We start from the raw sequence: 12,448 nt of genomic DNA, 5'->3' as shown, positions 1-12,448 counted from the left end.
TCTCTTCTTCTGTTCCAAAATCCTCGGGGCGATCGCGCGACGAGGGCAGTGCCCCCTACTCTGCAGCAATTCGGCGCGTCGCCGAAACATCCAGCGGAAACACCTTGGCCGGGTTCAGCAGCCAGTTCGGATCGAACACATCCTTGACCGCCATCTGCGCTTCAAGATCCTGCGCCCCGTATTGATGTGTCATCAGATCGCGCTTTTCGATGCCGACCCCGTGTTCGCCGGTCAGACATCCGCCGACATCGACGCACAGCTTCAGTATTTCGGCACCGAACGCTTCGCATTTCTCAAGATCGCCCGGTTTGTTGGCATCGAACAGGATCAGCGGGTGCATATTGCCGTCGCCTGCATGAAACACGTTGCCGACATGCAGTCCGAATTCCTCACTCATCTCGCCGATACGTCGCAGCACTTTTGGAAGCGATGAAACCGGGATCGTGCCGTCGAGACACATATAATCGTTCATCTGCCCCATCGCGCCAAAGGCCGATTTGCGCCCCAGCCAAATTCGGGCGCTTTCCTCGGCGGACTGGCTTTCGCGCAGTTCGACCGGGTTGTGACGTTTGGCGATCTCGACGATCTTGGACAACTGGCTGTCGATTTCTGCCTCGGATCCTTCGACCTCGACAATCAGCAGGGCTTCGCAATCCGGATACCCGGCTTTGGCAAAGTTCTCGCAGGCCTGAATGCACAGACGGTCCATGAATTCGATTGCCACCGGCAGAATGCCTGACTTTATTATGTCGGACACGCACTGCCCGGCGACTTCGTTATCGTCAAAACCCATCAGAACAGGCCGGGCGCCTTCCGGTTTGCGCAGGATGCGCAGCGTTGCCTCGGTCACGACACCCAATTGCCCTTCCGAGCCGCAGATGACGCCAAGCAGGTCCAGTCCGCCTGCATCCAGATGCGCACCGCCGATTTCGACCACGCTGCCGTCCATCATTACCATCTTCACGCCCAGCAGGTTGTTGGTCGTCACCCCATATTTCAGGCAATGCGCCCCACCCGAATTCATTGCGATATTACCGGCAATCGCGCAGGCCAGTTGCGATGAGGGGTCCGGGGCATAGAAGAAATCATTGTCTTCGACTGCACCGGTAACACTCAGGTTCGTTCGGCCCGTCTGCACCCGGATGAAGCGGTTGTCGTAGTCTACCTCCAGCACATCGTTCATACGGGCGACGCCCAGAATGACACAGTCGGCGGTTGGCAGGGCGCCTCCGGCCAGAGACGTCCCCGCACCACGCGGCACAACCGGCACGCCTTCCTGATGGCAAATACGCAGAACCTCCGAAACCTCTTGCGTGGTAGATGGCAGAACCACCAGCATCGGAGGGCACTTGTATGCCGTCAGGGCGTCGCATTCATAGGCCCGGGTTTCAGCCTGATCGTGAATGATCGCATCGCTTGGCAAAACCTGTTGCAGGCGCATTGTGATCCTGTGCTTTCGTGAAATCACGTCCGGATCAGGCAGTGGCATTTCCATGGCGAACCCTCCCTTTTGGTAAAATAATATTACCAAAAGGGAGGGCTGACAAGCATTCATCTGGTGGCCGCTTCGGCCCCACATGATCAGTACCGTCCAAACGCACGGTCACACCGATCAGCTCTTCACATTGCACTGACAACCGGTCAGACAGACACACAGACGTGATTAACAATCCGCTTACAAAACCGTAGCTTCGGACCATGCGATACCTGATTCTCAACCTTCTCCTTGCTGCGCCAGCCCTCGCCGACCCGCCCGTGATCGAAAATGTCTCGACCAGCAGCAACGGGGATACGTGGCGGTTTGATGTCACCATCCGTCACCCTGACACCGGCTGGGATCACTACGCGGATGGTTGGCGTATTCTCAACATGAACGGCGAACAGATTGGTATTCGCGTTCTGCACCATCCACACGAGACCGAGCAGCCTTTCACGCGATCCCTGAGCGGCATCACGATACCGGCGGGCACGTCGCAGGTTCAGGTGCAGGCCCGTTGCAGCGTGGACGGCTGGAACGCCGAGACGACAATCGTCCAGTTGAAGTGACGATCAGAACACACCCAGACTGAGGCCGGCGGCCATGGCTGCCCCAACTTCGGAGCATTTGTCCAGTTGGTCGGCCGGGATGGTCTTTTCGGCCAGTATAGCCTCGGACGTCTGGGCATGGGTGCAAACAATCAAAGGGGGCTGCACCTCTTTCAATCGCCATCCCGTCGCGATCCTTGCGATCTGACGGGCGGCATTTTGGCCATCTGACCCGGCGCATATCATTTGTGCATACGGACGGCCTTCGATTTTTCCCAAAACCGGATAGTAGCTGCGGTCGAAGAATTCTTTCATCTGACCCGAAATCGCCGCCAGATTCTCGGGTCCGCAGAAGATGTATCCATCGGCGCGCAGCAGGTCCTCGGGCTCAGCCTGACAGGCGGTTTTCAACACCACATCTGCCTCAGCCCGCCCCGCCTCTGCCGCAGCCTCGGCCATCTGGCGGCTACCGCCGGTGCGTGAATGATAGATGATCAGAAGCTGTGCCATGTCAGACCCGGTGATAGGGGCCGCCCGACAGAATAGTTGCGGCCCGGTAGAGTTGTTCGGCCAACATCACACGGACCAACATGTGAGGCCAGACCATCGACCCAAAGGAAATGGAAAAGTCGGCCTCGGCGCGCAGACCCGGATCTATTCCGTCCGCCCCGCCAATGATCAGCGCCAGATCCTGTCGCCCGGTATCCCGCCAGTTGCCCAGCTTCCGCGCAAAATCGGGAGAGGACAACACCTGTCCCCGCTCATCCATTGTACAGATTACAGCCCCTTTGGGCAGTGCCTTGCGCAGAAGCGCGCCCTCGGCGCCCATACCGGCGTTTTTCTTATCTTCAACCTCGATCACCCGCGCAGGACCAAGGCCCAGCGCACGGCCGGTCCGGTCAAATCGGGTAAGATAATCGTCAAGCAGGGTCTTCTCCGGTCCGGCGCGCAATCGCCCGACCGCAACTATGCTGATACGCATGTCTCTCTAGCCTCCGGCCAGTTAATGCAGGCCGGGATGGCGCCTCAGTTCGCCGAGGCGCTGCCGCCCTGAGGCAGCCACATCTTTTCCAGCTGGTAGAATTCACGCACTTCGGGACGGAAGATATGGACGATCACGTCGCCCGTATCGATCAGCACCCAGTCGCCGGCATCCTTGCCTTCGACCTTCGAGGTGAAACCGAATTCCTGCTTGATGCGATCCGTCAGCTTTTCCGCCATGGCCGAGACCTGACGGGTCGACCGACCCGAGGCAATCACCATGTGATCCGCAACCGACGATTTGCCCTGCAGGTTGATCTGCACGACGTCTTCGGCCTTGTCATCGGAAAGTGAGGAAAGGATGCGTTCAAGCAGCTTGTCGCTGATTGACTGAGAGTGGGCCATTACGCTGGCACCATCATCGGCGGGCAAACCCGCCTGTGTATGTAGAGACAGGACATAGTCCTCCTTTGCTGCGCGCCGCCAAAACCCCGGCGCTGGGGTACTATTAAGGTAACAAGGGGAATGCAACATTTCAATGAATGGGCGATTTCAGGGCGCCTGGCCCTTTCACTCTTTCGAGAGTTGTTGCGCGTCTGCGTCGTCGGGAAGCAAGCGAACCTCACGCTGCGGGAAGGGTATTGTTATTCCCTCATCCTTGAACGCGTCCCACAGCGCCAGGTAGACATTGCCCCGGATATTCGTCAGCCCCTTGGTCGGGTCGCTGATCCAGAACCGCAACACGTAGTCCACGCTGCTGTCGCCGAAACCGGTGATGTGGCAGACAGGTTCGTGCGAGCCGCCGCTCAGCACCCGGGCCACCGTTTTAACGGACCGGATGGCCGTGGCACGTACCTTGTGTGGGTCATCGCCATAGCTGGTGCCGAACTTCAGATCCAGCCGAACGAACTTGTCAGAATGCGACCAGTTCACCACCTGATTGGTGATCAGATCCTCATTCGGGATCAGATATTCGCGCCCATCTCGAGTGACGACCGAAACATAACGCGCGCCCAGCGCATTGATCCAGCCGAACGTGTCGCCCAGCGATATGACATCGCCGGGTTTGATCGACCGGTCCATCAGGATGATGATCCCGGAAATCAAGTTCGACACCACTTTCTGAAGCCCGAAACCGATGCCGACACCGATCGCACCGGACAACAGCGCGATCCCCGTCAGGTCGAAGCCAAGCGTGCGGATCGCGGCCATGAAAACCGCGCCGTAAAGCAGCACCTGAATGCCCTTGGCCAGCAACACCTGCATCGAGGGCGTAATGTCCTCGTTGCTTTTCAGCCCGCGCTCGGCCGCGCGCGTTCCAAGCCGGGCCAGCGTCAGCAGGATGCCGATCAGCAGGACAGCCTTGATGATCCCAAGCGCCGAGATATGCAGATCGCCGATGGAAATCGCCACCCCGTCCAGGAACCCGGCCACATCATCGGTCAACCCCAGGGCAATCAGCGTTGCATAGACCCACATGGACCACTTGAATATCTGCCGCAGCGTTCGGTTCCGCACCAGCCGCGAGACCAGCGCGATGGCCAGCCAGGCCAGGCCCAATGTGGCAAAAACACCGATGATGTAACTGCGCGAGGGCCATGTCGCCTGCTGCATCCCCCAATAAAGTCCCCAGGACAGAAGCGTGAAATATACGAGCGTCAGGCGCCGCATCAGTTGGACCAGAATGCGCAGTCGCCATTTCGGCCAGCCGGAGCGCGCGCGGGCCCAGGCCTCCCACCGGCTCTGTGTCAGCAGTTTCAGCAGGAACGCCAACAACCACACGAACAGGATGATGACGAGTTGGTACTGCCTCCAGCCCGGCGTGACGATCAATTCGATCAGATTTTCAAGCTGTTCTGAAAAAGCCGCCGTCATGTTCGCGTAAAGCTCGGACAGCGTTTCCGGTAGCAAATCCTGGTTCATGCCCGCCAGATTGGCGATCTGTGCGAGGCGATGCAAGCCCGCACGCGAACTGCACCGGTATTGAACCTTGATTGACGTGAGTGGCCGTTATATCTGAACCGCATGAGACTCAATGTGGCCCAACTTCAGAATCTGGAAGACCGCGCGCGTCTGCGTGAACGGTTCTACGGGGCTGCCCGCACGGTCCTGGCGCGCCTATCGGCCGCCTGAGCCAACTCGCCAGCTATTTCTCATTACTTACGGGAGAGGACCGATGTCCCCCAAGACACTCTATGACAAGATCTGGGATGCCCATGTCGCGCACGAAGCCGATGATGGCACCTGCCTGCTGTATATCGACCGCCACCTGGTGCACGAAGTCACCAGCCCGCAGGCGTTCGAAGGCCTGCGCATGGCGGGCCGCAAGGTGCGCGCGCCAGAAAAGACCATTGCCGTGCCGGATCACAACGTTCCCACCACGCCGGATCGCGTAAACGGGATCGAAAACCCGGAATCGCGCATTCAGGTCGAAGCGCTGGACAAGAACGCCAAGGATTTCGGCATTCACTACTACCCGGTGAATGACGTTCGTCAGGGCATCGTGCACATCGTTGGCCCGGAACAGGGCTGGACCCTGCCCGGAATGACCGTCGTCTGTGGCGACAGCCACACCGCCACCCACGGCGCGTTTGGCGCCTTGGCCCACGGCATCGGCACGTCTGAGGTCGAGCATGTTCTGGCCACGCAGACGCTGATCCAGAAGAAATCCAAGAACATGAAGGTGGAAATCACTGGCAAACTGCAACCAGGAGTGACCGCGAAAGACATCACCCTGGCCGTGATCGGTGAGACCGGCACCGCCGGCGGCACCGGCTATGTCATTGAATATTGCGGCGAAGCGATCCGTGATCTGTCGATGGAAGGCCGCATGACCGTCTGCAACATGGCGATCGAAGGCGGTGCCCGCGCAGGCCTGATCGCACCTGATGAGACCACCTTTGTATATGTCAAAGGCCGCCCGCACGCCCCGAAAGGCGCGCAGTGGGAAGCCGCGATGGACTGGTGGAGGACGCTCTACACCGATGAAGGTGCGCATTTCGACAAGGTCGTCACCCTGCGTGGCGAAGACATCGCGCCGGTCGTGACCTGGGGCACCAGCCCCGAGGACGTTCTGCCGATCACCGCAACAGTGCCCCACCCCGAGGATTTTGAAGGCGGCAAGGTCGATGCAGCACGTCGTTCGATCGAGTACATGGGCCTGACAGCCGGTCAGAAACTGAGCGATGTGGAAATCGACACCGTCTTCATCGGCTCGTGCACCAATGGCCGAATCGAAGATCTGCGGGCCGCCGCCGCGATCCTGAAAGGCAAGAAGATCAAGGACGGCATGCGCGCGATGGTCGTGCCCGGCTCGGGTCTGGTCCGTGCTCAGGCCGAGGAAGAAGGTCTGGCAGACATCTTCAAAGAGGCCGGTTTCGAATGGCGTCTGGCGGGATGCTCAATGTGTCTGGCGATGAACCCCGATCAGTTGCAGCCGGGCGAGCGCTGTGCCGCGACCTCGAACCGCAATTTCGAGGGTCGTCAGGGCCGGGGCGGACGCACCCATCTGCTGAGCCCGGCAATGGCTGCCGCAGCGGCAATCACAGGACGGCTGACAGACGTCCGTGAACTGATGTAAGCTACCCTCATATCTAGATATTTGAGGGAGAGACTGAAATGAGTGATTGGGTCAAATGGCTCCTGCTGGGGCTGCTGTCCATAGCGTTCGGCGTCTTTGTGCTGGGCGCGCCTTATGTGGCGTCAATTGCCGTCACACTGGTTACGGGTGTGCTGTTGCTGATCTCCGGCGTACTGCAGGTTGCCGGGGGGTTTTCGGTTGAAGGAACGGGTAACAAAATCCTGTCCTTCATCATGGGGGCCGTGATGTTGTTCCTGGGTTGGTCCTTCCTGGACAACCCGCTGGAAGGTACGCTGACGCTGGCAACGGTTGTTCTGATCCTGTTCATGGCAGGCGGGATTGCCCGAATCATCCTTTCATTTCAGATGCGCGGAACGTCATTTTTCTGGCCGACCCTGATTTCGGGGATCTTGTCGATCATCCTGGCAGGCATCATCTGGTCTTATGCGGCTGCGGAACCAACGGTTCTGCTGCGGTTGCTGGGCATCCTGCTTGGCATCGAGATGCTGTTCAACGGGTTCGGTCTGGTCTTCATGGCGCTCTTCGTCAAAGGCGCACCTAACGAAACGACACAAGCGAAAGAAGCTTAAACGCGGGGCATGGGCGCGGCCCTCTCCCGCAGGAGTGTGAACATGGAAAAGTTTGAAAAAGTCCACGGGGTGGCCGCCCCAATGCCGCTGATCAATATCGACACCGATATGATCATTCCGAAAGTACATCTGAAGACGATCAAACGGTCCGGCCTTGGCGTCGTGCTGTTTGACGAGATGCGTTATCACGATCATGGCGGCGAGAACGAAGACTTCGTCCTGAACAAGCCCGCCTACCGCAACACCGAAATTCTGGTGGCCGGTGACAATTTCGGCTGCGGCTCGTCGCGCGAACATGCGCCCTGGGCGATCAGGGATTTCGGCATCAAGGTCGTGATCTCGACCAGCTTTGCCGACATCTTCTTCAACAACTGCTTCAAGAACGGCATCCTGCCCATCGTGGTCGAGGCAGAGCATCACGCGATCCTGATGGAAGATGCACACAAGGGCGAAAACGCCCGCATGACCGTGCATCTGGAAGATCAGCAGATCACCACCTCGGACGGCGTTGTCATCGAGTTCGAAATTGACCCGCACCGCAAGCATTGCCTGCTGAACGGCCTGGACGATATCGGCCTGACGATGGAAAAAGACCATCACATCGACAGATTCGAGGAACATGCCAGCCAGTCCCGCCCCTGGGTCTGATTCTGGAAACGAATCTGGGGATACTCAACCTGACGGGGTCGCCAAGGCGGCCCCGCTCGCATTCTTGGGGTTGAAAACTCGTGACCCACAACATGTAGGTATCAATTTGACATACACGTCGGATTTGCGTCGAAAATGATGCAATCCCGCACCAGTTGCGCCATCATTTTGCCTGAAAGCACGTGTTTTCTGCCCCTTGGCTTGAGCTGATTGACCTGTTTTGTTCATCTTGCATCAAAACAGGCATCCGCCGATGACTCACTCGGCAGGCACAAGTTGGAATGAAGTCGGCAAAGAACTGACCAGTCCAGTTTGAAAGGGTTCGGAATATTGATTGCGCGCACAACCGGGGCGGCGATACGTGGAATACTGGTGGCACTGATGGTGCTTACCCCTGCGTTATATCTGCCGATATCTTCGACGAACGGAACCGAGATTGTCGTCTTTCTCGCGATCCTCGCGTTTTTCCTGACCTTTGCAGAATACAACTCTGCCTTCCCCAGTTTCATTGAATTCCGTGATGCACCGCCGGTAAACCGGCTGCGCTTTGTCGGATTGCTGTCGATGGTCACGTTTCTGACGCTGATCTGCAAAAACATGTACGCCCCGACCGAGCTGACACGCGCGATCTATTCCATGGGCCTCGCTGTAGCCAACGTGGCTGACTTTCCATATTCACCGGTTCGGCTGATCGTTCTGATGCTTCCTGCTGACGCCGGGCAGTCGATGATCGAACTGGTACGGGCAACCGCCAGTGTGGCCTATGTCGCGGCCCTGGTGACAATTGCAAGCTTTGCTTATGCCGTGAAGCTGCGCGGCTGGCCGACAGGAAACGGCGCGTTCAATGTCTGGACCAATCTGCCGCTGTTCGACCCGACCAAGGGCGGTGACGTCGTCACCCGCCTGCAGCGCGATGGCCGACTGAATATCTCGATCGGTATCCTTCTGCCGTTCCTGATTCCCGCGCTGATCAAGCTATTGACCGATTTTGCCAATCCCATCTCGCTCAGCAATCCGCAGACGCTGATCTGGACCATGTGTGCGTGGGCCTTCCTGCCCGCCAGCATGATCATGCGTGGGATGGCGACCCTGCGCATTGCCGGGCTGATCGTCGAAAAGCGCCGCGCATACTCCACAGCCGAGTCAACGCAGACTGCATGATCCGCGCCCTTGTCCTGTTGTTGCTGCCCTTGGCAGCGCAGGCAGAGACGGTACGCGTCGCGACTTTCAACACAGAACTCAGCCGGGAAGGTCCGGGCCTTTTGCTGCGCGACATACTGCAGGGTGACGATCAGGTTCAGGCAGTGGTCGAGGTTCTGGGCGCGGTTCGACCCGACATCGTGGCTTTGCAAGGTATCGACTGGGATCTGGACGGCCTGACCCTGACTGCGTTCACCGAACAATTACGCATCCAAGGCCTCGACTACACCCATAGTTATTCGGTACGGCCCAATTCCGGACTGGAAACGGAGTTCGATCTGGATGGAGATGGCGAAACGCAGGGGCCCGGCGATACACAAGGCTGGGGGCGTTTCACGGGGCACGGCGGGCTTGCGGTCTTGTCGCGATACAAGATCATTCAGTCCGAGACGCTGGATTTCTCTGCGCTGCTGTGGCGCGATTTGCCAGGGGCGCAACTGCCACAGCAGGCAGAAAGGCCATTTCCCTCAGCTCAGGCGCAAGACGTGCAACGCCTGTCATCAACCGGTCACTGGGTCGTGCCAGTCGACACTCCGATCGGCAAACTGAACCTTTTCACGTTTCATGCCACGCCACCTGTCTTCGACGGCCCTGAAGACCGCAACGGATTGCGCAACCGCGATGAGCTTCGGTTCTGGTCACTGCTTCTGGACGGGCATTTGGGACCGGCACCGACCGCCCCGTTTGTCATTGCCGGGGACGCCAATCTGGACCCCGAAGGTGGCGAGGGTCATCGCGACGAAATCCGGAAACTGCTGGCCGATCCACGCTTGCAGGACCCGATCCCTCGCAATGGTGAGGGTGACACCAACACAGTTCGCTGGAAAGGGGTCGGCGAACTGCGGGTGGATTATGTTTTGCCTTCCTCAGATCTGACGGTTGCGGGGTCGGGATTGTTCTGGCCGCCAGAAGAGTCCGCCCTTCGCAAAACTGCAGAACGCGCCAGCAGGCACAGGTTGGTCTGGGTCGACCTGACTGCACCCTGAGGCGTGCGCCCGTCAGGCGCCGACTGCGTGCGATGACTGGGACTGCGATACACCAAACTCTGGCGATGCATTACGCAATGCAACATCCAGATCAGTTTGCGGAATCCGCCCAAGCAAGTCGCGCAGCGCAGTTCCGTCCAGACTGTGCGGCACATTCCAAAGATACCGCATCTCAATCAGATGCGGCGCCAGCCGCCAGAACGGGCGGGCCAAATATATGGGCCACCACCGCATCGGCTTTACAAGGACTTGGGCTCCGGTCACACGCGACAGTGCCTGCGCCAGTTCCGAACCGGTCAGCGTATACCCCGCAAAGGACACATCGCAGAATCTGGGCAGGCTGGCCCTGCGTTCTGCCAGCTCTACCGCGGTTCTTGCAAGATCTGGCAGATAGGCCCAGGAATGCGGAATGTCCGGATCACCCGGATAGGTGATCCAACCCCTTTGCAATGGCTTGGCAATAACCTGATCGAACCAGTTTCCGGAGGCGCAGGTATCTATGAAATCACCTGCCCGCAGGATGATCGTGCGAACCGGTGAAGAACGGTAAGCGTCTTCCATCTCGGCCCGAATACGACCCAAGGGGTTCGTTGCCCCATGCGGTGTGTCCGCAGACCATGGCCCTGGCGCGTTGGCGTCAAAAACATAGACGTTTCCGGGCACGACAACTGTGGCGCCTGTTTCCGTTGCGGCGGAAATCACCTGTTTGTGCAGTTTTGGAACCTGTCTTTCCCAATCCGGATATTGCGGGTTCCACGCGTTGACGATCACATCCACGCCTTGGGCTTCCGCCTGCAAACTCTGAGTTTTGCGGTCGAAGGTGCGGACCTGCCAGCCCGCATCTTGAAACGCTGCCTTTGCATTTCGGCCGAACCGGCCTGTGGACCCCAGTATGAGAACGGTATTTGTCATGGCTTCCTCCTGTCAGAGCCAAGATATCCATTCACATCACATGGGGAATTGCCGAAAACAACAGATCATGTATTCATCAGTGAATGGATAAATCCCTCACCCACTCAGACTGGTCGCTGATTCAAAGCTTTTTGTCAGTGGCGGAAACCGGCTCTCTCTCGGCTGCGGCGCGTCAGCTCAATCGCAGCCAGCCAACACTCGGGCGGCAGATCCAGACCCTGGAAACCGATTTGGGTGTATCCCTGTTCGAGCGGCATGCAAGAGGCCTGCGCCTTAGCGATGCAGGTGCTCAGCTTTTGCCGATGGCCCAGCAGATGCATGCTGCCATGAACGCCTTCAATCTGACTGCGGCCGGGCAATCGACGCAATTGGAAGGGTCGGTCCGCATTACGGCTTCGGTCTTTGCCTCGCATCACCTTCTGCCGCCAATTCTGGCCCAGATCCGCATACAGGAGCCATCCATACAGCTTGAGCTGGTTGCCACGGACGCCAGCGAAAACCTGCTGTATCGCGAGGCAGACATCGCCGTGCGCATGTACAGGCCCGAACAGGTGGACATTGTATCCCGTTATCTCGGGGACGTGCCGCTTTGTTTCTGTGCTGCCCGCTCGTATCTGGATCGGGCCGGCCGCCCTCAAAACCCCGAGGACCTGTTCCGGCATGATCTGGTCGGATTTGACGCCAACGAACAGATCATCACCGAGATGCGCAACAAGGGTTGGCCCGCCAATCGGGACAACTTTGCCACAAGATGCGATCTGCAAAGCGCCTATTGGGAATTGATCCGCGCCGGCTGCGGCATCGGTTTCAGCCAGGTGCAGGTGGCTGAAGCGGATCCGGATGTCGAGATTCTGCCGCTGGACGTGGAGATTCCGGTATTGCCGGTGTGGCTGGCCGCCCCTCAGGCGATGCGACAGACACCGCGCATTCGCAGGGTCTGGGACCTGTTGGCCGAAGGTTTGCGGGCCAGCCTGTAAGCGATCAGAGCGCCCCTGTGTAGGTACCGCGCGGCGGATAGCTGTTGTCGAGCGCGTATTTGATACCGCCTTTCATGTCCGAAACCGACGGCCGGCCAAATGGGGTCGATTGCAGCCATGCGAAATACAGCGTCCGGTCCGGGGCGATATAGAAATGTCCGGGCTCGGCAAAAAATGCGGCCTCGGCGGTGCCTTCGCGCCCTTTTGACATATACAAACCCCAGTCATCTCGTGCCGCAGGCAGCGGCAGACTGTGCCCGACCCTCAGCCGCGAGGTGCCCGCTTTTCCAACAGTTTCAGCCGCCCGCTCGGCCGTGTCTGTGCTCAACATGATCACTTCGACACCAAGCGCGGCGAAGTCATCCAGCGCAGCTTCCACCTCGCCCATCTGCCGGATACAGATCGGGCAATGCAAACCGCGATACTGAATCACCAGTGTCCCGTTTTCGCCCTTGTCGGCATCCAGATCGAACGTTCCCTGCCCCACGGTCTGGATTTTCAGTTCAGGAACGGCGTTTCCCGGTATCAACATGTGTTTTCCTTCTGATT

At 58.6% G+C, this 12,448-nt stretch carries 15 protein-coding genes; 8 read left to right on the top strand and 7 right to left on the bottom strand.

The window, feature by feature from the left end; translation table 11 throughout:
• Positions 1–55 precede the first annotated feature (55 nt).
• Positions 56–1,495 carry an FAD-linked oxidase C-terminal domain-containing protein gene (locus ACR0FE_RS20485; RefSeq protein ID WP_480914930.1) on the bottom strand — a complete coding sequence of 480 codons (1,440 nt, stop codon included), beginning with the start codon at positions 1,493–1,495 and terminating at the stop codon, positions 56–58.
• A 203-nt stretch (positions 1,496–1,698) separates the two neighbouring features.
• On the opposite strand from ACR0FE_RS20485, the gene ACR0FE_RS20480 reads away from it, so the two are divergent.
• On the top strand, positions 1,699–2,046 hold the full coding sequence (locus ACR0FE_RS20480; RefSeq protein WP_170615572.1) for a hypothetical protein: 348 nt from the start codon (positions 1,699–1,701) through the stop codon (positions 2,044–2,046).
• 3 nt (positions 2,047–2,049) lie between these two features.
• Here the strand turns inward: ACR0FE_RS20480 and ACR0FE_RS20475 are convergent, their stop codons facing one another.
• From ACR0FE_RS20475 to ACR0FE_RS20460, 4 genes are all read right to left on the bottom strand, one after another.
• A complete protein-coding gene (locus ACR0FE_RS20475; RefSeq protein WP_170615574.1) occupies positions 2,050–2,535 on the bottom strand; it encodes a flavodoxin family protein in 486 nt (161 codons plus the stop codon).
• Position 2,536: 1 nt separating this feature from the next.
• Complete coding sequence (gene rlmH / locus ACR0FE_RS20470) at positions 2,537–3,007, bottom strand: 23S rRNA (pseudouridine(1915)-N(3))-methyltransferase RlmH (RefSeq protein ID WP_170615576.1); 471 nt, start codon at positions 3,005–3,007, stop codon at positions 2,537–2,539.
• Between the two features lie 44 nt (positions 3,008–3,051).
• Positions 3,052–3,411, bottom strand: a complete 360-nt coding sequence (gene rsfS / locus ACR0FE_RS20465) for a ribosome silencing factor (RefSeq protein ID WP_058276550.1) — start codon at positions 3,409–3,411, stop codon at positions 3,052–3,054.
• Positions 3,412–3,576: 165 nt separating this feature from the next.
• Positions 3,577–4,929: a mechanosensitive ion channel family protein gene (locus tag ACR0FE_RS20460; RefSeq protein WP_480914927.1), complete on the bottom strand. Its 1,353-nt coding sequence runs from the start codon at positions 4,927–4,929 to the stop codon at positions 3,577–3,579.
• A 114-nt stretch (positions 4,930–5,043) separates the two neighbouring features.
• Between ACR0FE_RS20460 and ACR0FE_RS20455 the strand changes: the two genes are divergently transcribed.
• From ACR0FE_RS20455 to ACR0FE_RS20430, 6 genes are all read left to right on the top strand, one after another.
• Positions 5,044–5,139: an isopropylmalate isomerase gene (locus ACR0FE_RS20455; RefSeq protein ID WP_480441683.1), complete on the top strand. Its 96-nt coding sequence runs from the start codon at positions 5,044–5,046 to the stop codon at positions 5,137–5,139.
• A 43-nt stretch (positions 5,140–5,182) separates the two neighbouring features.
• On the top strand, positions 5,183–6,586 hold the full coding sequence (gene leuC, locus ACR0FE_RS20450) for a 3-isopropylmalate dehydratase large subunit (RefSeq protein WP_170615578.1): 1,404 nt from the start codon (positions 5,183–5,185) through the stop codon (positions 6,584–6,586).
• A gap of 38 nt (positions 6,587–6,624) precedes the next feature.
• Positions 6,625–7,176, top strand: a complete 552-nt coding sequence (locus ACR0FE_RS20445; protein ID WP_480914925.1) for an HdeD family acid-resistance protein — start codon at positions 6,625–6,627, stop codon at positions 7,174–7,176.
• Positions 7,177–7,218: 42 nt separating this feature from the next.
• Complete coding sequence (gene leuD, locus ACR0FE_RS20440; protein WP_480813679.1) at positions 7,219–7,824, top strand: 3-isopropylmalate dehydratase small subunit; 606 nt, start codon at positions 7,219–7,221, stop codon at positions 7,822–7,824.
• A 330-nt stretch (positions 7,825–8,154) separates the two neighbouring features.
• The gene (locus ACR0FE_RS20435; protein ID WP_480914992.1) at positions 8,155–8,985 is read left to right on the top strand and encodes a hypothetical protein; all 831 of its coding nucleotides are present in this window, start codon (positions 8,155–8,157) and stop codon (positions 8,983–8,985) included.
• Positions 8,982–10,010, top strand: coding sequence for an endonuclease/exonuclease/phosphatase family protein (locus tag ACR0FE_RS20430; protein WP_480914923.1), 1,029 nt, complete (start codon positions 8,982–8,984; stop codon positions 10,008–10,010). The genes ACR0FE_RS20435 and ACR0FE_RS20430 overlap by 4 nt, the downstream gene beginning before the upstream one ends.
• Positions 10,011–10,022: 12 nt before the next feature.
• Here ACR0FE_RS20430 and ACR0FE_RS20425 read toward each other — a convergent pair whose 3' ends face one another.
• A complete protein-coding gene (locus tag ACR0FE_RS20425) occupies positions 10,023–10,922 on the bottom strand; it encodes a Rossmann-fold NAD(P)-binding domain-containing protein (RefSeq protein ID WP_480914922.1) in 900 nt (299 codons plus the stop codon).
• An 83-nt stretch (positions 10,923–11,005) separates the two neighbouring features.
• Between ACR0FE_RS20425 and ACR0FE_RS20420 the strand changes: the two genes are divergently transcribed.
• Positions 11,006–11,899, top strand: coding sequence for a LysR family transcriptional regulator (locus ACR0FE_RS20420; RefSeq protein WP_480914920.1), 894 nt, complete (start codon positions 11,006–11,008; stop codon positions 11,897–11,899).
• Positions 11,900–11,903: 4 nt separating this feature from the next.
• On the opposite strand, the gene ACR0FE_RS20415 is transcribed toward ACR0FE_RS20420, so the two are convergent.
• Positions 11,904–12,431 (bottom strand): redoxin domain-containing protein, encoded by a 528-nt coding sequence (locus ACR0FE_RS20415; protein WP_480914918.1) that lies wholly within the window; start codon positions 12,429–12,431, stop codon positions 11,904–11,906.
• Between the last annotated feature and the right edge of the window lie 17 nt (positions 12,432–12,448).

The organism is Ruegeria sp. K7 (assembly GCF_056531785.1).
Note: the sequence above shows the minus strand (reverse complement) of the source record. Positions and strands in the feature narration are given on the sequence as shown.